The sequence below is a fragment of the Pectobacterium jejuense genome (assembly GCF_026800125.1).
Taxonomy (GTDB): Bacteria; Pseudomonadota; Gammaproteobacteria; order Enterobacterales; family Enterobacteriaceae; genus Pectobacterium; species Pectobacterium jejuense.
Genome location: NZ_JAPQKX010000008.1, coordinates 46,019 through 68,120 on the forward strand (window position 1 = coordinate 46,019; position 22,102 = coordinate 68,120).

The 22,102-nt window shown below is 50.9% G+C and carries 20 protein-coding genes; 9 read left to right on the forward strand and 11 right to left on the reverse strand.

Annotated features, from left to right (window positions below; all coding sequences use genetic code 11):
* Positions 1-114 precede the first annotated feature (114 nt).
* Complete coding sequence (locus tag NXT09_RS15450; RefSeq protein WP_268580221.1) at positions 115-978, forward strand: 5-bromo-4-chloroindolyl phosphate hydrolysis family protein; 864 nt, start codon at positions 115-117, stop codon at positions 976-978.
* Between the two features lie 80 nt (positions 979-1,058).
* Here the strand turns inward: NXT09_RS15450 and NXT09_RS15455 are convergent, their stop codons facing one another.
* Positions 1,059-1,661 (reverse strand): LysE family translocator, encoded by a 603-nt coding sequence (locus NXT09_RS15455; protein ID WP_268580223.1) that lies wholly within the window; start codon positions 1,659-1,661, stop codon positions 1,059-1,061.
* Between the two features lie 106 nt (positions 1,662-1,767).
* Between NXT09_RS15455 and NXT09_RS15460 the strand changes: the two genes are divergently transcribed.
* The 3 genes from NXT09_RS15460 (at position 1,768) to NXT09_RS15470 (ending at position 4,035) form a co-directional block, all read left to right on the forward strand.
* Positions 1,768-2,808, forward strand: coding sequence for a hydrolase (locus tag NXT09_RS15460; protein ID WP_268580224.1), 1,041 nt, complete (start codon positions 1,768-1,770; stop codon positions 2,806-2,808).
* On the forward strand, positions 2,805-3,041 hold the full coding sequence (locus NXT09_RS15465; RefSeq protein WP_010277524.1) for a YheU family protein: 237 nt from the start codon (positions 2,805-2,807) through the stop codon (positions 3,039-3,041). The genes NXT09_RS15460 and NXT09_RS15465 overlap by 4 nt, the downstream gene beginning before the upstream one ends.
* 124 nt (positions 3,042-3,165) lie before the next feature.
* A complete protein-coding gene (locus tag NXT09_RS15470) occupies positions 3,166-4,035 on the forward strand; it encodes a phosphoribulokinase (RefSeq protein ID WP_048262707.1) in 870 nt (289 codons plus the stop codon).
* Positions 4,036-4,149: 114 nt separating this feature from the next.
* On the opposite strand, the gene NXT09_RS15475 is transcribed toward NXT09_RS15470, so the two are convergent.
* Positions 4,150-4,557 carry an OsmC family protein gene (locus NXT09_RS15475; RefSeq protein WP_109225892.1) on the reverse strand — a complete coding sequence of 136 codons (408 nt, stop codon included), beginning with the start codon at positions 4,555-4,557 and terminating at the stop codon, positions 4,150-4,152.
* 375 nt (positions 4,558-4,932) lie between these two features.
* Here NXT09_RS15475 and crp point away from each other — a divergent pair, with 375 nt between their 5' ends.
* Positions 4,933-5,565: a cAMP-activated global transcriptional regulator CRP gene (gene crp / locus NXT09_RS15480; RefSeq protein ID WP_004090925.1), complete on the forward strand. Its 633-nt coding sequence runs from the start codon at positions 4,933-4,935 to the stop codon at positions 5,563-5,565.
* 212 nt (positions 5,566-5,777) lie between these two features.
* Here crp and argD read toward each other — a convergent pair whose 3' ends face one another.
* Complete coding sequence (gene argD / locus NXT09_RS15485; protein ID WP_268580227.1) at positions 5,778-7,004, reverse strand: bifunctional acetylornithine/succinyldiaminopimelate transaminase; 1,227 nt, start codon at positions 7,002-7,004, stop codon at positions 5,778-5,780.
* Between the two features lie 119 nt (positions 7,005-7,123).
* Entirely contained in the window at positions 7,124-7,699 is a 576-nt protein-coding gene (locus NXT09_RS15490) for an aminodeoxychorismate synthase component II (RefSeq protein ID WP_268580228.1), read from the reverse strand.
* 681 nt (positions 7,700-8,380) lie between these two features.
* Between NXT09_RS15490 and pelA the strand changes: the two genes are divergently transcribed.
* The 4 genes from pelA to pelZ all read left to right on the forward strand — a co-directional run bounded on the left by pelA (position 8,381) and on the right by pelZ (position 14,589).
* Positions 8,381-9,505 (forward strand): pectate lyase PelA, encoded by a 1,125-nt coding sequence (gene pelA, locus NXT09_RS15495; protein ID WP_205555225.1) that lies wholly within the window; start codon positions 8,381-8,383, stop codon positions 9,503-9,505.
* A 667-nt stretch (positions 9,506-10,172) separates the two neighbouring features.
* The gene (gene pelB, locus NXT09_RS15500) at positions 10,173-11,300 is read left to right on the forward strand and encodes a pectate lyase PelB (protein WP_268580229.1); all 1,128 of its coding nucleotides are present in this window, start codon (positions 10,173-10,175) and stop codon (positions 11,298-11,300) included.
* Positions 11,301-12,010: 710 nt separating this feature from the next.
* Positions 12,011-13,135 (forward strand): pectate lyase PelC, encoded by a 1,125-nt coding sequence (gene pelC, locus NXT09_RS15505; protein WP_205555227.1) that lies wholly within the window; start codon positions 12,011-12,013, stop codon positions 13,133-13,135.
* A gap of 176 nt (positions 13,136-13,311) precedes the next feature.
* On the forward strand, positions 13,312-14,589 hold the full coding sequence (pelZ, locus tag NXT09_RS15510; RefSeq protein WP_268580230.1) for a pectate lyase PelZ: 1,278 nt from the start codon (positions 13,312-13,314) through the stop codon (positions 14,587-14,589).
* Between the two features lie 86 nt (positions 14,590-14,675).
* On the opposite strand, the gene ppiA is transcribed toward pelZ, so the two are convergent.
* From ppiA to NXT09_RS15545, 7 genes are all read right to left on the reverse strand, one after another.
* Positions 14,676-15,248 carry a peptidylprolyl isomerase A gene (gene ppiA, locus NXT09_RS15515; protein WP_010277593.1) on the reverse strand — a complete coding sequence of 191 codons (573 nt, stop codon included), beginning with the start codon at positions 15,246-15,248 and terminating at the stop codon, positions 14,676-14,678.
* A 195-nt stretch (positions 15,249-15,443) separates the two neighbouring features.
* Positions 15,444-16,220 carry an ABC transporter ATP-binding protein gene (locus NXT09_RS15520; RefSeq protein ID WP_170310727.1) on the reverse strand — a complete coding sequence of 259 codons (777 nt, stop codon included), beginning with the start codon at positions 16,218-16,220 and terminating at the stop codon, positions 15,444-15,446.
* A gap of 44 nt (positions 16,221-16,264) precedes the next feature.
* On the reverse strand, positions 16,265-17,152 hold the full coding sequence (locus NXT09_RS15525; protein ID WP_080762775.1) for an ABC transporter ATP-binding protein: 888 nt from the start codon (positions 17,150-17,152) through the stop codon (positions 16,265-16,267).
* Positions 17,124-18,005 carry an ABC transporter permease gene (locus tag NXT09_RS15530; RefSeq protein ID WP_100018545.1) on the reverse strand — a complete coding sequence of 294 codons (882 nt, stop codon included), beginning with the start codon at positions 18,003-18,005 and terminating at the stop codon, positions 17,124-17,126. The genes NXT09_RS15525 and NXT09_RS15530 overlap by 29 nt, the downstream gene beginning before the upstream one ends.
* A 38-nt stretch (positions 18,006-18,043) precedes the next feature.
* Positions 18,044-19,084, reverse strand: coding sequence for an ABC transporter permease (locus NXT09_RS15535; protein WP_039492138.1), 1,041 nt, complete (start codon positions 19,082-19,084; stop codon positions 18,044-18,046).
* A 132-nt stretch (positions 19,085-19,216) separates the two neighbouring features.
* Positions 19,217-20,827, reverse strand: a complete 1,611-nt coding sequence (locus tag NXT09_RS15540; RefSeq protein ID WP_205555276.1) for an ABC transporter substrate-binding protein — start codon at positions 20,825-20,827, stop codon at positions 19,217-19,219.
* A 99-nt stretch (positions 20,828-20,926) separates the two neighbouring features.
* Entirely contained in the window at positions 20,927-22,081 is a 1,155-nt protein-coding gene (locus NXT09_RS15545; protein WP_103199182.1) for a mandelate racemase family protein, read from the reverse strand.
* Positions 22,082-22,102: the final 21 nt, after the last annotated feature.

The window sequence follows — 22,102 nt, forward strand, 5'->3', positions numbered from 1 at the left end:
AAACTAGGTCGTTTGTGCCTAACGCTATTTAAACTCTGTGGATTATTCTGCCTCTGGTCGCTAACCACTGCGATCATCGTAGCGGTTATCCTCGAGACAATGTATCCAGACCTCATGGCAGATGAGAAAGTTAACAACGCCGCCGCGATAGTGACCTGCTTCAGCTTAATTCTGCTGTGGTACGCCTTTACACGGTCCCAGGTTGATATGATTTGGCCACTTGTGGCTGGCGTGATTTGGTTCATTACGCATGATGCCATATTCGTTCTAGGGTGGGTTGCGGCAGCGTGGTGGATAATCAAAGCATGCTCCGAAATTTCTCATCCTCGTCTCGGCACAGCTATTCAGTTTCTTTTAGTTTTCATCATCATCATGGGCTACACCGATGTGCATAAGTTTGGTGAACACCCTTTCTATAATGCTGTATTCGTAATCTGTGTGGTGAACGGAGTAGGACGCTATTACCAATGGGCATATTTTTTAAAAACAAAAATAAAAATAAACACACACCAACAGAAAACACCGATAGCGCCACCAATATTGTCTAAACCTTCGCGGGCCGTTATTACACCGCCTGTTAAGAAAGCGATTACGTTTGAGAGCCGTATTGCACAGTTGAAAAATCTACAGAAGCTCCCCACCGAACTTCTCGACGAACTGAAAATTATCGTTGAGTACGGACAGCTTATTGTCACCTGTATGAAGGAAGATCCCAAGGATGTGGAGCCGGGCACGGCGTTTCTTAATCGTTATCTTCCTGCCGTAGAGAAAATGGTAGGTGAGTTTGTCAGGCTCTCCACCCAATTGGAAAAACACGGCAAATCAGACGATTTTCTGCTGAAGAATGTTACTGCACTGAAAGCACTGGGTTCTGCTTTTCAACAGCAACACGCACGGCTGCTGGAGAACGATACGTTGGATTTCGACACTGAACTTAATCTGGTTAATAACCTCTTAAAAACAGACGGCTACAAGTAAATCTCTCCGATAATCTTCTGCTAACCGTGTAGTTCCTAAGTCGCGAGCGAAAAGCCGCTCGCGACGTTATCAACGAAACCTTAATGCCAAATCAACAGCACGCAGGCGGCGGTCAGCAGCCCCATAGACACATTAAAGATAATCCACGCTTTCTTACTGCGCAGCAGTCGTCCAATCATCGTGCCGAATCCGAGCCAGATGACGCCGGACACCAGATTGACCAGCACAATCCCGATGCTTATCGCGATCACAGACTGGTTATAGCCTTCCCCCGCCAGACTAAAGCTGGCCACCGCGCCCAGCGCCATGAGCCACGCTTTCGGGTTCAGAAATTGCAGCAACCACCCTTGATAGAGCCGGATCGGCTTAGGAGGCGCAATGGACGTTTCCAGACGTTCGTAAGCCGCCGTGGCGATTTTCCACGCCAGCCAGAGCAGATAGGCGCTGCCGAGAACTTTCAGAATAAAGTGCAGCGAAGGGTAAATCAGAATCAACCCACCGACACCGAATGCCACCAGCAGCAAAATGCTCTGCATGCCCAGCATGATGCCAACCATCAGCCACAGTGAACGCATGAAGCCAAAATTCGCGCCCGAGGTGGTCAACAGCATATTATTCGGCCCTGGAGTGATGGCCGCTACCCACAAAAACCCCAACATCGAAAGAAATAAACTCAGTTCCATTATTTGTGGGCGCTCCTGACCCAAATGTCGTACCAACTGGCAGCATTGAAGCTAACAGTGTGATATTGATCGTACAAGAGCCGACAACAAGATTTCTATATCCTTTATGTATGACCATTTTCGTCCGCTAAGCGGCGCTCATAATCCACATCTGCAAACGCTATTGCCGCGTCTAATTCGCCGTCATGCGCAATTCTCGCCAGTCTGGCAGCCACTGGAATTACCGGACGGCGATTTCGTCGATCTGGCCTGGAGCGAATCCCCTGAACAGGCGCGGCACAAACCGCGCGTGGTGCTGTTCCACGGGCTAGAGGGCAGCTTTCATAGCCCCTACGCTCACGGCCTGCTACATGCCTGTAAACAGCGCGGCTGGCTGGCCGTCATCATGCATTTCCGCGGATGCAGCGGGAAGCCCAACCGGATGAAGCGCATTTATCACTCCGGCGAAACCAGCGATGCCAGCTATTTCCTGCGCTGGATGCAGGAGACGCTGGGCGATGCGACTACCGCCGCCATCGGCGTATCTCTCGGCGGTAACATGCTGGCCTACCTGCTCGCGCAGCAAGGTGAAGCCTGTTCCCTGTCCGCCGCCGTCATTGTTTCAGCGCCACTGATGCTCGAGCCCTGTAGCCGTCGGATGGAACAAGGTTTCTCCCGCGTCTATCAGCATTACCTGCTGCGCCTGTTGAAACAAAACGCCGGCCGCAAGCTGGCGGCGTATCCAGATACATTGCCAATTCAGTTGCCGCAGTTGAAGCGAATCCGCCAGCTGCGAGAGTTTGATGATGTCATTACCTCACGTATCCACGGCTTCCGCGATGCGGCCGACTACTATCGACGCTGTAGCGCTCTGCCACTATTGCCTCAGATACGTAAACCGCTGCTCATCATCCATGCGAAGGACGATCCTTTCATGACATCAGAGGTGATTCCCGATCTGTCTCAGTTACCGTCTAATATTGAGTATCAGCTAACGGAGCATGGCGGGCATGTTGGCTTCGTCGGCGGAACGTTGCTGAAACCGGAAATGTGGCTGGAACAGCGCATTCCCAAGTGGCTTAGCCCATTTTTGGACCAGGTCAGCGACTCTTTTTCTTCAGGAACCGTTTTTACTCAGGAACCCTTTGAATCAGGAAACATAGCGTGATTATTCCCTGGCAACAGCTCGATCCAGAAACGCTGGATAACATCATCGAATCCTTCGTCCTGCGGGAAGGCACCGATTATGGCGAACAGGAGCGTTCGCTGGCGCAGAAAGTGGAAGATATCCGCGGCCAACTCCAATCTGGCGAGGTAGTGTTGGTGTGGTCTGAGTTACATGAAACTCTCAATATCATGCCGCGTAACCAGCTCAATTCCGGAGGACATGCCCCTTATTGAGCACGCCGAAAGTCGTGAAAGAACGCGCCAAACATGCTAACAATGATGACAATTACGTCTTTTTTGAGGATGCGCGCAGGCCTTCGGTCTACGCGGGCATCGCGATCACGGAGTCACGCACCTTATGTCACATCAGCATCCGATTATTGCGGTTACCGGCTCCAGCGGAGCGGGCACCACGACAACCAGTCTGGCCTTCCGTAAGATTTTCCAGCAGTTTGATCTGCGCGCAGCCCAGTTAGAAGGCGATAGCTTTCACCGCTATACCCGCCCGGAAATGGATATGGCGATTCGTAAAGCGCGTGATTTAGGACGCCATATCAGTTATTTCGGCCCGGAAGCGAATGATTTCAGCCTGTTGGAACAGTCGTTTATCGAATATGGCCTGCACGGACGCGGCCAGACGCGTAAATACCTTCACACCTACGATGAAGCGATTCCCTATAATCAGGTTCCCGGAACGTTCACGCCGTGGGAACCAATGCCGGAGCCCACCGATATCCTGTTCTATGAAGGACTGCACGGCGGCGTGGTCACCGAGCAAAACGACGTGGCACAGCATGTGGATTTACTCGTCGGCGTGGTACCGATCGTCAACCTGGAATGGATTCAAAAGCTGATTCGTGACGTCAATGAGCGCGGCCACTCGCGTGAAGCAGTGATGGATTCCGTCGTCCGCTCAATGGAAGACTACATCACCTATATCACGCCACAGTTCTCTCGCACCCACATCAACTTCCAGCGCGTGCCTACCGTGGACACCTCCAACCCGTTCGCCGCCAAGTCGATTCCCTCACTGGACGAAAGCTTCGTCGTGATTCACTTTCAGGGATTGGATAATATTGATTATCCCTATCTGCTCGCCATGTTGCAGGGTTCCTTTATCTCCCACATCAACACGCTGGTCGTTCCTGGCGGGAAGATGGGGTTGGCGATGGAATTAATCATGGCGCCGCTGGTGCAGCGGTTAATTGAAGGGAAAACCATCGAATAAGCATCGAGATACACGGGGCGACCACAGGGGCGAGGCCTCCCTACGGGAACCTCCCCCCTGTGTTTCCCCTAATAACAGGCTTAAGTGACCAGAATTAGTGCCCAGAGACAGGGGTTATGCCAGCACTCTAATTTCGTGGCTATGCGTCACCTCAACGGCTTTGCCCAGCATCAGTGCCACAGAGCAGTATTTTTCCGCCGACAGTGCAACGGCTCGCTCGACAACTTTGTCGGTCAATCCTTTTCCCGTCACGATAAAATGCAGATTGATGTGGGTAAATAAACGCGGCGCGTCAGACCGACGCTCTGACGTTAATTTCACTTCGCAATCCGCGACATCGTTGCGGCCTTTTTGCAGAATCGATACCACATCAATCGCGCTGCATCCGCCTACAGACATCAACACCATTTCCATCGGACTCGGCGCTTTATCACCGGAATTGCCGTCCATCAATATCTGATGCCCTGATGCGGATTCGCCCAAAAACGTTAAGCCTTCAACCCATTTTACCCGTGCCTGCATGATGCCTCTCCACTAAAAATTTTTTGAAAATTTATACCGTTACTGTACAAAAACCAGCGTTAATCAGCGCTTTGTCATGCTGAAGCGAGACAACACAAGACACGTCCTTAAAGCTGTGTTAAAACGAAAATAGAATAGACCTTTTCTGGACAAACCCAGAAACGAAGAAGATGATGACCTGGCCAGACATACCCCAGCCATGTTTACGGTGCGGCAAGGCAGCAACCGGAAAATAAAGGGTACAGAGGTTTCAGTATATTCCCTGACGTCATTCTGCCTAGACTGAATTTTATTTTTTTAGCAGTTAAACACGCCGTACAGGGAACTCTGACCCCTGTAATTTGCGCAGTGAATTACAACAGAGGATGATAGCGAATGGTTCTCGGCAAACCGCAAACAGACCCAACTCTCGAATGGTTCCTTTCCCATTGTCATATTCACAAGTATCCATCGAAGAGCACGCTGATTCACCAAGGTGAAAAAGCAGAAACGCTTTACTACATCGTGAAAGGCTCTGTCGCAGTGCTAATCAAAGATGAAGAAGGCAAGGAAATGATTCTCTCCTACCTCAATCAGGGCGATTTTATCGGCGAGCTCGGCCTGTTTGAAGAAGGTCAGGAACGCAGCGCCTGGGTTCGGGCAAAAACCGCCTGTGAAGTGGCTGAAATTTCCTATAAAAAATTCCGCCAGCTCATCCAGGTTAACCCGGATATCCTCATGCGCCTGTCTGCGCAAATGGCAAGCAGACTTCAGGTTACCTCTGAGAAAGTCGGCAACCTCGCCTTCCTTGATGTGACCGGCCGTATTGCCCAAACCCTACTCAACCTGGCCAAACAACCTGATGCCATGACGCATCCAGATGGCATGCAAATAAAAATTACTCGTCAGGAAATTGGGCAAATCGTTGGCTGCTCGCGTGAAACCGTGGGCCGCATTCTGAAAATGTTAGAAGACCAGAACCTGATCTCTGCACACGGTAAAACGATTGTCGTTTACGGCACTCGCTAAACCCCTGTCGCGGTACCCTACCAATAAAAAAGCGTGAAGCCTCGGCCTCACGCTTTTTTTATGGTGAGCGTCCTGCTCACCACCCTGCGGGCCGTCGCAAAACGACGTTGAAAAACGTTCCCTACGTTTTTTTATGGCGAGCATCCTGCTCGCCACCCTGCGGGCCGTCGCAAGCGACGTTGAAAAACGTTCCCTACGTTTTTTATGTCTAATCAGTTTGCTGCGTTAACAACCTGCGCGACGGCTTTGGCGAATTTCGCCATCCCCTGCGCAATATCGTCTTCATCAATGATCAAAGACGGTACAAAGCGGATCACATTCGGCCCAGCCATCAGTACCATAAGCCCCTGAGCCGTTGCCGCCGCCAGACACTCGCCCGCACGGCCATGCCATTGCGGTTTCAGTTCTGCACCCAGCAGCAACCCCATACCGCGAACCTGTTCGAATACCCCGTACTGCTGATTGATTTTCTCAAGCTCACTGACAAAGCGATCGTGACGATCCGCAACGCCTGACAGCACTTCCGGCGTGTTAATAATATCCAGTGCGGCTTCCGCCACCGCACAGGCCAGCGGGTTGCCGCCATAGGTGGTGCCGTGTACCCCAACCGTCATGGCCGATGCGATCTCTTCCGTCGTCAGCATCGCGCTAATTGGGAAACCACCGCCCAAGGCTTTAGCCGTTGTGAGAATATCCGGCGTAATGCCGTAGTGCATGTAGCTGAATAGCTTGCCAGTACGCCCCATCCCGCTCTGCACTTCATCAAACACCAGCAGCGCTTTGTGCTGATCGCAGAGATCGCGCACGCCCTGTAAAAACTCAGGCGTAGCAGGCGTAATCCCCCCTTCCCCCTGAATCGGCTCCAGCACGACTGCACAGGTGTGATCGTCCATCACCGCTTTAACCGCTGCCAGATCGTTGAAGGGAACATGAACAATATCAGCAGGCTTAGGCCCGAAACCGTCGGCATATTTAGGCTGTCCGCCGACCGAGACGGTGAACAGCGTCCGACCATGGAATGCATTGTAGAAGGCGATGATCTTGGTTTTATACGGACTATGGCGTTTAACCGCATAGTGACGCGCCAGCTTAAAGGCCGCTTCGTTAGCCTCAGCACCGGAGTTAACAAAGAATACGCGGTCGGCAAAAGTAGCATCAATCAATTTGCTGGCGAGGCGTAACGCAGGCTCATTAGTGAAAATATTGCTGGTGTGCCACAGCTTTTCACCCTGCTGCTGCAACGCATTCACCAATGCAGGATGGCAGTGACCCAGCGCCGTAACCGCAATACCACCGGAAAAATCGATATACTCGCGGCCGTCCTGATCCCAGACGCGGCTCCCTTTACCTTTCACGGGTACAAACTTCGCGGGTGCATAAACTGGCAAAATCACTTTATCGTGAGTATCCCGTGTCACTGCTTTCTGCTCTGCTGCCATTTGCTGCCTCACTCTGCTGTCCATCATGTCGAAATGAAAATATAGTCAATAAATATGCATAAAAAATCAATTACAGGCAATATTAAATCGGCTACTGAGGAGAATAACTTTCTATATAGCTAAATTTTAAGGAAATTATCCAAAAGCTGATGCCCTTGCTGGCTAAGAATGCTCTCTGGGTGAAACTGAACCCCTTCCAGCGGCAATGTGCGATGGCGGATCCCCATAATCTCATCACGCTTCCCTTCATGCTCGCTCCAGGCCGTGACTTCAAAGCAATCGGGTAGCGAGGCGGAATCAATAATGAGTGAATGGTAACGGGTGACCGTCAAAGGCTGAGCCAACCCCGTGAAAACCCCCGTATCGCTATGCTCAATCGCTGAGGTTTTCCCGTGCATGACCTGTCGTGCCCGCACCACGCGCGCGCCGAACGCCTGTCCCATCGCCTGATGGCCAAGACACACGCCCAAAATAGGCAACTTATCGGCAAAGTGACGAATGGCCGCCAGTGAAATGCCCGCCTCGTCCGGCGTACAAGGGCCCGGTGAAATGACCAACCGCTCAGGCGCAAGCTGTTCAATCTCACGCAGCGTCAGTTCATCATTACGCTTCACCACAACCTGCGCGCCAAGCTCACAAAAGTATTGGTAAAGGTTGTAGGTAAAGGAGTCGTAGTTATCGATAATTAGCAGCATAGTCATTGTACTGTTAGTCGGAAAAACCGTACTAACATACATGAAATCCGCGTCAGGTACCCATCACTCGTTACCATCAAAGACAAGGGGGTCGTTCTTGCCATTTAAGAAATTAGCATGGTAATAATTTTATCGATCACAAATCATTTATTTCATCAGAAAATATCTTTATTAATAGGCCTTATTGATTATCCCTATCCACAGTAAACGATTACCTTGAAATTATTTTTAACAAAAAAAATAATAAATTTAAACCACCTATGAATTAATTAAGTTTTTTTAAAAAAGGCAGGATAGCGAAGAAGATTAGATTTATCTTTAATTCTTGATGACGATCACAATTGCTAAGAAAGCGAATAAACCACGCATGTTAGATGGATAAAAAATAAAGAATCCAGATTGAAAAAACACATATTAAAAAACATAAACCAATGAATTTAAATGATTTAAATGGAAATTGGTTTCTATTTAAAAGTAATAGACACAAATCCTCTCAGTTGTCCTCTGTTATTTAATTAATATATTTAACGCCCCATCTTGTATTGTTTATTTTTTCTGTTAACACTTAGCTCGGCTTTATAGACAAACCTTGGTTTCATTTTTGTTGAAACAGCCTTTTTTATTACACAGGGTGTGTAGTGATAAATACCCAAAAAAATTCTATGTCAAGGAGAGTACATAATGAAATACCTACTGCCTTCTGCAGCCGCTGGGCTGTTGCTGATCGCTGCCCAACCGACAATGGCGGCAAATACGGGAGGTTATGCCACCACTGACGGCGGCGACGTTTCCGGTGCTGTGAAAAAAACCGCACGCTCTCTGCAAGAGATCGTCGATATCATTGAAGCCGCGAAAAAGGACTCAAGTGGTAAAGCAGTCAAAGGCGGCGCCTACCCGCTCGTCATTACCTATAACGGTAATGAAGATGCGCTAATCAAAGCGGCTGAGGCTAACATCTGCGGCCAATGGAGCAAAGATCCGCGCGGTGTAGAAATCAAAGAGTTCACCAAAGGGATCACCATCCTCGGTACCAACGGTTCTTCCGCTAACTTCGGTATCTGGATGGTTAACTCTTCCAACGTTATCGTGCGTAACATGCGCTTCGGCTATATGCCGGGCGGTGCAAAAGATGGCGATGCCATCCGTATTGATAACACACCGAACGTCTGGATCGACCACAACGAGATCTTCGCCAAGAATTTCGAATGTGCTGGTACGCCAGACAACGACACGACCTTTGAATCAGCGGTTGATATCAAGAAAGCCTCAACCAACGTCACCGTGTCATACAACTATATCCATGGTGTGAAAAAGGTAGGGTTGAGCGGCTCAAGCAACACAGATACCGGTCGTAACCTGACTTACCATCACAATATTTACAGCGATGTTAACTCACGTCTGCCGCTGCAACGTGGTGGTCAAGTGCATGCTTATAACAACCTGTATGACGGTATCAAAAGTTCAGGCTTTAACGTCCGTCAGAAAGGGATCGCACTGATCGAAAGCAACTGGTTCGAAAATGCACTCAACCCAGTGACCGCACGTAACGACGATTCCAACTTCGGTACCTGGGAACTGCGTAACAACAACATTACCAGCCCATCTGATTTTGCTAAATACAAGATCACCTGGGGTAAACCATCCACCCCGCACATCAATGCGGATGACTGGAAGAGCACCGGCAAATTCCCTGCCGTCCCGTATAGCTACTCACCAGTTTCCGCACAGTGCGTGAAGGATAAACTGGCAAACTATGCTGGCGTAGGTAAAAACCAGGCAGTCCTGACAGCAGCTAACTGTAAATAAACGCGTTAAGCCCGACGCATTCATTCTGCGTCGGGTTCTTCCTGAGCGAGTGTTTCGGCCTCGCTCATTTTTAAGAGACCTGCGCAAGATTGTCAGCGTAACTTTCATGAAAACAGACGCATGCTAATGATCATTTAGCCAATAAACCGCGATGAATAATGAGGTCTATTTTTTTGCTTATCACATAAAGAAACGCCATATAGTGACTAATAATTATTATTTTTTAACAAACTAAAATTCACGATAAAATTGGCTCATCACGTAAACAATATTGAATATGCCTGTGATAGTATATTTTGACTTAAGATGATTTCCTTACGCTAGCGACAGCGATTGCTACAATAAAAACAACCCTTTAAAACCCAACCAATAAAGAAACCCGAGTGCATTTATTTTCTGCCAACAAAATAACCTTATGATTTTAGGTTGATTTAAAAGAAAATCGTTTCTCATAAAATCCAAATTATCCAATCATCAGTATTACAAAATGTTTCCAACCTAATACATTTAACATTTCACCCTTGAACTGATCTTATTTTTTGACCACACTCCCCTTGGTTTTTCACCAAAATTGAGATTCATTTTTGTTGAAAAATGTGTACCTGCTATATCGGGCATAGGGATCGATAAATGCCCATAAAAATTCTATTCCAAGGAGACAATCATAATGAAATACCTATTGCCTACGGCCGCCGCTGGGTTGTTATTACTTGCTGCTCAACCCGCGATGGCTGCAAATACGGGCGGCTATGCCACTACGGATGGTGGCGAAGTTTCTGGCGCCGTGAAAAAAACGGCACGTTCTATGCAAGAGATTGTGGATATTATTGAAGCCGCGAAAGTGGATTCAAAAGGCAAGAAAGTCAAAGGTGGCGCTTACCCGCTCATCATCACCTATAACGGTAATGAAGATTCACTAATCAAAGCGGCTGAAAAGAATATCTGCGGTCAGTGGAGTAAGGACGCCCGCGGCGTACAAATCAAAGAGTTCACCAAAGGCATTACTATCCAAGGCACCAATGGCTCATCCGCCAACTTCGGTGTTTGGATCGTGAATTCTTCTAACGTCGTGGTACGTAACATGCGCTTTGGCTATATGCCGGGCGGCGCGCAAGACGGCGATGCCATTCGTATCGATAACTCACCGAACGTCTGGATCGACCACAACGAGATCTTCGCCAAGAACTTCGAATGCGCTGGTACGCCAGACAATGACACCACTTTTGAATCAGCGGTTGATATCAAGAAAGGGTCAACGAACGTCACGGTGTCCTACAACTATATCCACGGCATCAAGAAAGTCGGCCTGAGCGGTTCAAGTAGTTCGGATACGACGGCTCGTAACCTGACTTACCATCACAATATCTACCGCGATGTTAACTCACGCCTGCCGCTGCAACGTGGTGGTCTGGTTCACGCCTACAACAACCTGTATGACGGCATCACCGGTTCAGGTTTTAACGTCCGTCAGAAAGGGAAAGCCCTCATCGAAAGCAACTGGTTCGAAAATGCGCTGAACCCAGTGACGGCACGTAACGACAGCTCCAACTTTGGTACCTGGGAGCTGCGTAACAACAACGTCACGAAACCGGCAGACTTCGCTAAATACAAAATCACCTGGGGCAAACCGTCATCCCCTCATATCAATGCGGATGACTGGAAAACCACAGGAAAATTCCCTGCCGTCTCCTATAAATACACGCCAGTTTCTGCGCAGTGTGTGAAGGATAAACTGGCAAACTATGCTGGCGTAGGTAAAAACCTGGCAGTACTGACAGCCGCTAACTGCAAATAAACGCGATCAGGCTTTCTCTGTCGAATCAAGACAGAAAGCAATAAGCCTGAATGTCCCGCGGCCATGACTCTTCACGCTAAGACATGGTTCTCTCCGAGCGAGCTCTTAGAGCTCGCTCGTTTTTTATGGAACCTACTCATGAGAGTGGATAGGCACTCCTAAAAAATATGCATCAATTAAATAACAGACTAATTATTTATACATTCAATTAATGGCTTTGTTTATTAATGAAGAAACCATTATTTAATTAAGGATTAGTCGATAAAAATAACCGCGCTCAATCAACACATGATTAATTAATAATTTGATCAGCATCAAATATTTCTTACACCATCATCTCAATAAGGAAATTTTACTTATTTATTGATGTCGCTCACAGTTATCACCTCTATCAAATCGCATCCAACAACGAGCAATAAAACGAAATATAATTTTATTTTTCATAAAAATTCAAAGCGGCTTAATTTTAGAAAAAATGAAAAAAACATTACCTTTTAAAATAGTCACTTATTAGCCATGCGCATTCCCACCGTTATTCACCCTATATATTTAATATCGAAATATTGAATTCTTTTACTTTTATGGTAAGACTTAATTGGGATTTCAATAAACCTTGATTTCATTTTTATTGAAACACCAAAATAATATAATCTGGGTTATGTGGATCATAAATGCCCAAACAAAAATTCAATTCCAAGGAGAGTACCTTAATGAAATACCTACTGCCTTCTGCAGCCGCTGGGCTGTTATTGCTTGCGGCCCAACCAACGATGGCGGCAAATACGGGGGGTTATGCTACCACTGACGGTGGTGACGTTGCCGGTGCCGTGAAAAAAACGGCGCGCTCCATGCAAGACATCATTGATATCATCGAAGAAGCGAAGCTGGATTCCAAAGGTAAGAAAGTCAAAGGTGGTGCTTACCCGCTCGTCATCACCTATAACGGTAATGAAGACGCGCTGATCAAAGCCGCTGAGGCCAACATCTGCGGCCAGTGGAGTAAGGATGCCCGCGGTGTAGAAATCAAAGAGTTCACCAAAGGCATTACCATCATCGGAACCAACGGATCGTCCGCCAACTTCGGGATCTGGCTGACAAAATCATCCGATATCGTCATTCGTAACATGCGTTTTGGTTACATGCCGGGCGGCGCGCAGGATGGTGATGCCATTCGTATTGATAACACGCCGAACGTCTGGATTGACCACAACGAGATCTTCGCGAAAAACTTTGAATGCGCAGGTACAAAAGACGGCGACACCACATTCGAATCCGCGATTGATATCAAGAAAGCCTCAACCAACGTGACGGTGTCGTATAACTACATTCATGGCATCAAAAAAGTGGGGCTGAGCGGCTTCAGCAGCAGCGATACGGGCCGTGATCTGACTTACCATCACAATATTTACGACGACGTTAACGCTCGCCTCCCGCTGCAACGTGGCGGCCAGGTTCACGCGTACAACAACCTGTATACCGGCATCACCAGTTCTGGCCTGAACGTGCGTCAGAAAGGGATTGCGCTGATCGAACGTAACTGGTTCGAGAATGCGAAAAACCCAGTGACCTCACGTTACGACGGTTCCAACTTCGGTACCTGGGAGCTGCGTAATAACAACGTCATGAGCCCAGCCGATTTCGCGAAATACAACATCACTTGGGATAAAGATTCCAAGCCGTACGTGAATGCGGAAGACTGGAAAAGCACTGGCACATTCGCTTCTGTTCCTTACAGCTACTCTCCGGTTTCGGCACAGTGCGTGAAAGACAAACTGGCGAACTATGCTGGCGTGAACAAAAACCTTGCCGTGCTGACAGCAGCAAATTGCAACTAATTGCGATGTGTAAAGCGTGAAAGGTAAATAAGCAAACTGCAGGCTCCGCCCCTCATTGTCCTGTGCTAACCGGAGCCTGTAAGCGCGCTTAACGCCCGTTGGTCTATCGTTCGGGCCGCACTTGAGCGAGTCCTAAGGGCTCGCTCATTTTTATCGTTAATATTCAAGGAAATGAAATGAAACGTTCTCTTCTGTTCGCCGCACTGTTCAGCACTGGCGTAGTATTAAGTGTTGGCGTACCGATGGCTAGCGCCGCCACACCGGCAGCACCAGAGTTGAAAGGATTCGGAACGGATACCGTTGCAGGCAGCGGTGGACGCATTATTCGCGTCACAACGCTGGCCTCTTCCGGTGCAGGCTCACTCAGGGAAGCGCTGGCCGCTAAAGGGCCGCGCATTATCGTTTTTGAGGTTGGCGGCATTATCGACCTGAATAAAAGTGACCTCCGGTTAACTGAGCCGTTTGTCACCATCGCTGGCCAGACCGCCCCTTCTCCCGGTATCACCATCATTCGCGGCGGAATGGGGATCAGCACACACGATGTCCTCATGCAGCATATTCGTTTCCGCATCGGCGATGCTGGAACGGGTAAAAAAAGCGGCTTTGAACGCGATGTTTCCATCAACGGCAAAGATGCCTACAACGTCGTGATCGACCATTCTAGTTTCGCCTGGGGTACGGATGAAAACCTGTCTATTTCCGGGCCACGCTATGACGGGCCGCAGGGCACCGCACGCCGTATCACGCTGTCGAATAATATCGTTGCTGAAGGCCTATACGACTCGGCTCACACCAAAGGTATTCACTCGATGGGGACGCTGGTTCACGATAACGTGACTGACGTATCGATTGTGGGCAGCCTCTATGCGCACAACAACGAGCGCAATGCCTGGTTCAAGGCTGGCTCTACGGGCGTCATGGTCAATAACCTGATCTATAACCCCGGCATCTGGGGTCTTCGCGTTGGTGGAGTAGTGAAAGAGTGGGAAGGAAAAACCATGCCCGCCAGCCCACGCGTCTCCGTGGCGGGTAACGTGATGCACTACGGTGCCAATACCAAAGCAGGTTTAGGGCTGGTAGGAAGCAACAGCTCCGGCGATGTCTGGATGTCAGATAACCTCGCGTACGATGCCAAGGGCAAAGCCGCACCGCAAACGTCAGGCAGCGGGATTAATTTACTCAAAGTGTCCCCTATTTGGCCTGCGGGCTTAACGGCATCACCGGCCAGCGCCGTCACTAATCAGGTACTACAAAGCGCAGGCGCACGTCCTAAAGATCGTGATGCCGTTGATAAACGTATCGTGGAGAATTTCAAACAGCGGAAAGGTGGCTTCGTGAATAGTCAGGAAGACGTCGGCGGCTATCCGGTTGCAACCGCGACCTACCGTCAGTTGAACGTGCCGAGCACCGGCGTGGACGCCTGGCTACAGCAAATGGCTAAAGCGCTGGAATAATACAGCCGTTGAGTACGTAAGATCGTAAAAGGCCACATCAGTGGCCTTTTACGTATTCTCGGTTCTTTGCTTATCTATCTTGCCAATCAGGGCAGCACTTTCGCAGACTGAATCACCACTGGCGTAGTCGGTACGTTCTGATAAGGCCCGACGTTTTTCGTTGGCACCTGAGAGATCTTATCCACGACGTCCATACCTTTCACGACTTTACCGAACACGGCGTAGCCAAAATCACGCTGGCCGTGATCGAGGAACGCGTTGTCCGCGACATTGATAAAGAACTGGCTGGTTGCACTGTCTTTATCAGACGTGCGCGCCATCGCGATCGTACCGCGCTGGTTACGTAAACCGTTATCGGCTTCATTCTTGATCGGCGCGTTCGTCGCTTTTTGGCTCATTTCGCCAGAAAAGCCGCCGCCCTGCACCATAAAGCCAGGGATTACACGGTGAAATGTCGTCCCGTTATAAAAACCGTTGTTAACGTACTCGACGAAATTTTTTACCGAAACCGGTGCCTTTTGATTATCTAAAGACAGTTCGATATTGCCCGCAGACGTCGTCAACAGCACACGCGTGGTGGTGTCGGAAGCCGCAAAGGCGGGAGAAAATGCCGTCAGTGAAATAAGGGCTGCCGCAGCAACCAGAGTACGTTTGAACATGAGAATTCCTTTTTGAAGAGGCCGACTACAGAAAGCGTAATGATTGTAAGTATCCGCACCCTTCAACGCTACCCATTTACCTTTTTTTACGTATAAAAGTCTGTTCGTAACCAACTGTTAGCGAAAACCTGTGCCCAAGATAAAAAAAGGGCCGATTGCTCGGCCCTCATTGATGATGATTATCGCGCAGCGCGCCTAGCCCATACGCTCCGAGCGCACCGCCAGATCGCGACTGTACTGACGGCTGGCGTCCACCAGCATGGAGGTATAGGCATCCTTCGGCATATCGCTGGTCAGGTCGTCGGTTTCCAACGTTTCCAGTATCTTCCCGTATTGCATCACCGCCACTTTATGGCACAGGTGGGAAATCACGCCCAAGTCATGCGTCACCATCAGGTAGGTCAGCTTTTCCTGCTGCTGCAACTCCGTCAGCAGGTTGAGAATTTCCGCCTGCACTGACACATCCAGCGCCGACGTCGGCTCATCCAGCAACAGCACTCTCGGTTCCAGAATCAGCGCTCGGGCAATCGCCACACGCTGACGCTGTCCACCCGAAAGCTGATGCGGATAGCGGCGGCGGAAATGCGTTCCCAGCCCCACTTTCTCCAGCAAGGTATCGATACGATCGTCACGATCGTCAAAGCGATGGATCGACAGCGGCTCTTCCAGAATCGACTCCACGGTATGACGGGGATGCAGCGATCCGTACGGATCCTGAAACACCATCTGCACCCGGCGACAGCGCGCCTGATCGATTCGGTGTGCCAGTTTCTTCCCGTCAATATGCAGCGTGCCTTCCCAATGATTAAAAAGCCCGGCCAGACACTTCAGCACCGTGGTTTTACCCGAACCTGATTCCCCTACCAGACCAAAGATATCGCCATCGTTGACGGTAAGGTTCACATCGTACAATACCTGATTCGCCGTGCTGCCCTGCCCGAAAGAGAGATTCAGGTTATTCACTTCGATCATCGGCTTGCGCTGACTCATTGCTTCAGTTGCCATGATTATCCCCTTTATCCATTGATCCAGGCTGGATCGCGATTCATCACCGGCAAACGCGGGCGTCGATGGTCGATATCCGGCAGCGAATTCAGCAACCCACGCGTGTAAGGATGCTGCGCGTTGTCCAGATCGGCGGCGGCAATGGACTCCACGACGCGTCCGGCATACATCACCAGCACCCGATCGCAAAAGCTGCGTACCAGATTGATATCGTGGCTGATGAAAATCAGCCCTAGGCCGCGCTCGCTGACCAGATCGTCCAGCATCGCCAGCACCTGTAGACGCACAGACACATCCAGTGCGGAGGTCGGTTCATCGGCAATCACGATTTCGGGTTCAGTAATCAGCATCATCGCAATCATGATGCGCTGCCCCTGCCCGCCCGAGATCTCATGGGGATACAGATTGTATACGCGCTCTGGCTGACGAATACGTACCACGTCCAGCATCGCCATGACCTTTTCCTTCGCCTCGCGGTGCGACACCTTATGGTGCGCCAGATAGGCTTCGGCAATCTGATCGCCGACGCACACCACTGGGTTCAGCGAATATTTTGGATCCTGCATAATCATGGAGATGCGCTTGCCGCGGATCTGACGCATCCGCGCCTCATCCGCTTTCAGCAGGTCGGTATCGCCGAAGCGCAGTTTGTCTGCCGTAATCCGCGCACTGTGCGGATGCAGTTGCAGCAGCGCACGACCGACCGTCGATTTACCGGAGCCAGATTCGCCGACAATCGCCAGCTTTTCACAGCCTAGCGTGAAGGAGACACCGCGCACGGCATCCGTCACGGCACCACGGTTCACGAAGCTTACCCGCAGATTTTCCACTTCCATCAGGGGCGAGCTTCCCGGCGCACGTTGAGAAGACTTATTCAGTTCTGGGATCGAGGATGTCACGTAGGCCGTCTCCAAGGAAGTTGAACGCCAGGCTGTTAATCAAAATCGCCAGCCCCGGAATAGTTACTAACCACCAGCACTCCATCATGTAACGACGACCCGCAGAGATCATCGCGCCCCATTCAGGATCGGGCGGCTGTGCCCCCAACCCCAGAAAGCCCAGACCCGCCGCAGTCAGAATGATGCCCGCCATATTCATGGTGATACGAATAATCACCGACGGCAGACACAGCGGCACAATGTGGTGCAGCAGGATGCGGATAGAGGATGCGCCTTGCAGCTTCACGGCAGACACAAAGTCCGCGTGGCGCAGCGACAGCGTCTCCGCCCTTGCCAGACGGGCAATCGGCGGCCAGGCCGTCAGCGTAATCGCAATCACCACATGCTCCAGACCTGGGCCAAGCGCCGCAACGAACGCCAGCGCCAACACCAGGCTCGGGAACGAAATGAAGATATCGGTAATACGCATCAGGATGGTATCGACGATGCCGCCGTAATACCCGGCCACCACGCCCAGTGCCAGCCCGATAGGCCCCACGGTTACCGACACCAGCGCAACGATATACAGCGTGATGCGTGAACCATAGACCAGACGACTAAACACATCGCGCCCAAACTCATCGGTGCCAAAGTAATGCGCCGCACTCGGGGCCTGTAGCGCGTTAGCCAAATCCTGTACCAGCGGATCGTGCGTGGCGATCCACGGGGCGAAAATAGCGACCAGAATCAACATCAGCACAATTGCAGAACCAATCGCGGTCAGCGGATTGCGCATCATCGTCAAGAGAAACCCGCCGATTCGCGCACCGCGTAGCCGCAGGCGGCTCACACGTTTTTCCGGCGGTGTCCGCATTACCGATTCACGGCTGACCGGCGGCTCAGAGGAAATATTCATGCGTTCGTCCTCGGATCAAAGATTTGATACAACATGTCCGACAGCAGGTTAAGCGTCACGAAGATCAACCCGACTAGCAGCACACATCCCATAACCGCGTTCATATCCCCCAGCAGCAGGCTGCCAGTCAGATAGGAACCAAAGCCAGGCCATGAGAAGACCGTTTCGATCAGTACCGCCCCTTCCAGCAGCGAGCCATACGCCAGCGCTACTACCGTCAGAAGCTGAACCAGAATATTGCGAAACGCGTGCGCCCAGACGACACGGAACTCAGACAGCCCTTTCACTCGCGCGGTAATGATGTATTCCTGCGAAAGCTGCGCCAGCATGAAGCTACGCGTCATACGGCTGATATAGGCCAGCGAGTGGAAACCGAGAATCGTGGCTGGCAACACCAGATGGTTCAGCGCGCTGCGGAACACATCCCACTCGCCCGCCAGTAACGAATCCACCAGCAGCAGGCCGGTACGGTTCTCCACCAGGCCGTCGTAGGCCATATCAACCCGTCCGGCACCGCCTACCCAGTTCAGCCAGGCGTAGAACACCAGCAGCCCCATCATCCCGACCCAGAATATCGGCGTGGAATAACCGGCCAGACTGATAAAACGCACCACATAATCCGCCCACTTGCCGCGTCGCGCCGCAGCAAGCACGCCTAATGGCACGCCCAGACCGGCACCGACGATAATCGCCATGGTGGCAAGTTCGATGGTGGCAGGGAAAACGCGGATAATGTCATCCATTACCGGTCGCCCGGTCAGGAGGGCATTGCCCAAATCCCCATGCATCAGTGAATTGAAGTAAATAAAGAACTGCACATACAGCGGCTTATCCAACCCCAGCTGTTGGTAAACCTGTTGATAGGTACTTTGGTCGGCGTCCTGTCCGACAATAGCCAGGACTGGATCGATTGGCATCACGCGGCCGATCACGAAGGTCAGGATTAATAATCCGAACAGCGTGACGACGACCTGAAACAGACGTTTTGCCAAACGACGCAGTACTCCACCCGGCTTGATCCAATCAGAGAAAACCATGTTCTTTCTCCTGATATCCCGGTCAGCGGCGACAGCAAATCACCACTCACGCGGTCATCTCTTTTTAACGTATCTGATCGGGATGATTAGCCGGGAACGTATCGGCTAATCATCCGGTTTAACGTGTGGACACTAGCGCTGCTTATACACCTCACGCAGATGCGTCGTAGAAGACGGATGCGGCACATAGCCTTTCACGTCCTTACGCAACACCACAGAATCGATCATCTGCGACACCGGAATGATGGCCGGGAACAGTTCTTCATAGCGATTCTGCACGTTGATATACATCTGCTTCTGTTTCTGAGGGTCTTTCTCCAACAGCGCCTGATCGATCATGTCGTTCAGAGGCTTATCGTAGAAAGATGTGCGCCAGCCCTGGAAGTTGGTCAGTTTGGCTTCGTCGCTGTTATCCGGGTTATAGACAACAGAGCGCAGGCTGGAGTGAGGATGCGGATCGACGCCGCCACCGCCGCGGCCAACCAGCATATCGAAGTTACGATCGCGCATTGCGCCGTAAACCTGATTACCGGTGCCGGAGATGATTTTGGCTTTGATGCCCGCCTGTGCCAGCGTGGACTGTACCGACGTCGCCAGATTCAGGAACGGCTGATCGGACAGGACACGCAGCGTGGTTTCAAATCCATTCGGGTAGCCCGCTTCGGCTAGCAGTGCCTTGGCGCGTGGCACGTCCAGCTTGTAGCCAGGATCCGGCAGCGTCGCATCCATCCCTTTCTGGATAGGGCGTTGATGATAGAAACCATAGCCAGGCATTACCGTCTTATTGACGCCATCGTAATCAATCAGGTAACGAACCGCTTCGCGCACTTTCGGTTTAGCGAAGTATTCGTTTTTCAGGCTCATTGCAACGTAGTACAGCGTGCCTTTTTTCACCTCATCAACCACAACGTCTTTGTCTTGTTTCAATGCATTGATATCCGGCACCGACATGCCAGAGGCAACGTCAATATCGCCTTTTTCAATCATCAGGCGCAGCGCCTGTGATTCAGTCATGTGACGGAAAATCACGCGACGCATTTTCGCATCGCCCTGCCAGTTGTTTTCAACCTTGCTGATGCGCAGCACGTCTTTCGCCTGCCACACGTCCAGCTTGAACGGGCCGGAACCGGCTTCGTTCGTGGTCAGCCAGCCGTTACCCCAGTCGCCGTTTTTCTCATGCTGCATAACCGTTTTGCTATCCAGCACCGAGCCGCTACCCAGCGTCGCCAGCGAGTAGAGCACCAGTTTTGGATCGTTCGGTTTTGGCAGTTCGATTTCAACGGTGTGCGCGTCTTTGGCACGGATCATTTTCTCCACGTTTTCCGCGGTGAAGCCGTAGGATTTCCACGTCGTGGCCTGTGCCATGTTGAGGTTAAGCAGACGCTTCATCGACCAGGCGAAGTCTTGCGCCGTTACGGGGTTACCGGAATGGAATTTGGCGTTATCCACCAAATTGAAGGTAATGACCTTACCATCATCACTGACGCTCCAGCTTTTCGCCAGAGAAGGCTGGATGTTACTCAGGTTGGCGGGATCCAGCACCACCAGCGAGTCATAGAGGTTGACGATAATGCCCACCACTTCGTTACCGGTCATGGCGGCCGGATCGAGTGAGAGCATGTTGTTCATGTTCATCCCCACGATCAGCTGATCGTCAGGGGTTTTTGCCGATAGAATGGCCGGCGTGGCGGCCATGCAGAGTGAACCTAACAGCAGGGTACGGAGTATTGCTCGTGCTTTCATCATTATTCTCCAAGGTGTGGGAGCATGGAAGACGACAACTTTTTATTTTTTAGGTAAGGCTATCTTTCAGATCGAACAAAGAACCAGTAGAACAAAACGTTATTCTTTACTTAGGGTATGCTCCTCAATCCAGTCAAAATTAATATCTTCTCCCAGCCCTGGACGTTGCGGCAGATGCACAAAGCCCTCGTTGTCCATTGGATCGACAATCGAATTCAGATAAGCAGCAGGTTCGTCGTAATCGAGGAAAGGATGCAGCAGCCCGCGCTCATACCAGCGGCAGTTTTTGATCGCACCCACGACGTTGAGGTTTGGCGCGCCGTTACCGTGAACTTCGCAGTCCATACCGAAGGATTCCGCCAGACTCGCGACTTTCATACACGGCCAGAGACCGCCCACGCCTTGTACGCCCGCGCGTAAAATGTCGCATGCGCCTTCTTTAACCCAGTCAGCACGGCTGAAATATTTGCCTGACAGACTTTCTGGCCCGATAACATCGATATCCAGGCTCTTGGTCAGCCAGCTGTAAGACGCCATGCTCTGTTCTTCCATCGGCTCTTCAAACCAGGTGAAATCGAGCTTTTGCAGTTCACGGCCGATGTACAGTGCGTCGCTACGGCTGTACCAGTGATAACCATCCAGCATCAGACAGATATCCGGGCCGACCGCTTCACGTACTGCCGCACAGGCTTGTACGTCAATCTTCGGGCTAGGCGCGAATGACACCGGCGGCATCCAGGTATGCAACTTGATGGCTTTATAGCCGCGCTGCACCAGCTTTTCTGCGAACTGGCCGTATTCCTCTGGCGTAGATAAGCCGCCTTCCAGCTCGTCACCACACATGGTGCTGCCGTAAGCAGGGACTTTTTCACGATAGCCGCCGAGCAGTTTGTGCACCGGCATGTTCAGCACGCGACCTTGCAGATCCCACAGTGCAGATTCCACAATCGACAGCGCGCGGTCGGTCAGTTGGTTGGCGCTACCGCGCTGCCAGTGCACCAGATCCTGCCACAGGCGCTCACGGTCGAACGGGTTTTGCCCAATCAGCACTTTGCGGAAGAAAGCATTAACGATATGAGGACGAATCACTTCCGGCGGAGCGAAAGCGTAACCTTTTTGCCCATCATCTGCCGTGATGGTTAACAGCGCCATCTTGGCCTGATTCTCGGCTCCCGGGTGTGAATGACCCGCACTGTCGGAAACCCGGCGTGTGGGATAAGTGAAGACGGTGACATCAATTGATTCTATTTTCACGTTGTTACCTGCCTTGATGTT

Bases quoted from the DNA above. Each gene is read 5' to 3' on its own strand.
- NXT09_RS15475 (WP_109225892.1), bottom strand. From the start codon at position 4,557: ATGCAGGCACGGGTAAAATGGGTTGAAGGCTTAACGTTTTTGGGCGAA.
- NXT09_RS15455 (WP_268580223.1), bottom strand. From the start codon at position 1,661: ATGGAACTGAGTTTATTTCTTTCGATGTTGGGGTTTTTGTGGGTAGCG.
- pelC (WP_205555227.1), top strand. From the start codon at position 12,011: ATGAAATACCTACTGCCTTCTGCAGCCGCTGGGCTGTTATTGCTTGCG.
- pelB (WP_268580229.1), top strand. From the start codon at position 10,173: ATGAAATACCTATTGCCTACGGCCGCCGCTGGGTTGTTATTACTTGCT.
- NXT09_RS15520 (WP_170310727.1), bottom strand. From the start codon at position 16,220: ATGATCGAAGTGAATAACCTGAATCTCTCTTTCGGGCAGGGCAGCACG.
- argD (WP_268580227.1), bottom strand. From the start codon at position 7,004: ATGGCAGCAGAGCAGAAAGCAGTGACACGGGATACTCACGATAAAGTG.
- ppiA (WP_010277593.1), bottom strand. From the start codon at position 15,248: ATGTTCAAACGTACTCTGGTTGCTGCGGCAGCCCTTATTTCACTGACG.
- crp (WP_004090925.1), top strand. From the start codon at position 4,933: ATGGTTCTCGGCAAACCGCAAACAGACCCAACTCTCGAATGGTTCCTT.
- NXT09_RS15470 (WP_048262707.1), top strand. From the start codon at position 3,166: ATGTCACATCAGCATCCGATTATTGCGGTTACCGGCTCCAGCGGAGCG.
- pelA (WP_205555225.1), top strand. From the start codon at position 8,381: ATGAAATACCTACTGCCTTCTGCAGCCGCTGGGCTGTTGCTGATCGCT.
- NXT09_RS15540 (WP_205555276.1), bottom strand. From the start codon at position 20,827: ATGAAAGCACGAGCAATACTCCGTACCCTGCTGTTAGGTTCACTCTGC.
- NXT09_RS15535 (WP_039492138.1), bottom strand. From the start codon at position 19,084: ATGGTTTTCTCTGATTGGATCAAGCCGGGTGGAGTACTGCGTCGTTTG.
- NXT09_RS15460 (WP_268580224.1), top strand. From the start codon at position 1,768: ATGTATGACCATTTTCGTCCGCTAAGCGGCGCTCATAATCCACATCTG.
- pelZ (WP_268580230.1), top strand. From the start codon at position 13,312: ATGAAACGTTCTCTTCTGTTCGCCGCACTGTTCAGCACTGGCGTAGTA.
- NXT09_RS15490 (WP_268580228.1), bottom strand. From the start codon at position 7,699: ATGCTGCTAATTATCGATAACTACGACTCCTTTACCTACAACCTTTAC.
- NXT09_RS15530 (WP_100018545.1), bottom strand. From the start codon at position 18,005: ATGCGGACACCGCCGGAAAAACGTGTGAGCCGCCTGCGGCTACGCGGT.
- NXT09_RS15450 (WP_268580221.1), top strand. From the start codon at position 115: ATGGCAGATGAGAAAGTTAACAACGCCGCCGCGATAGTGACCTGCTTC.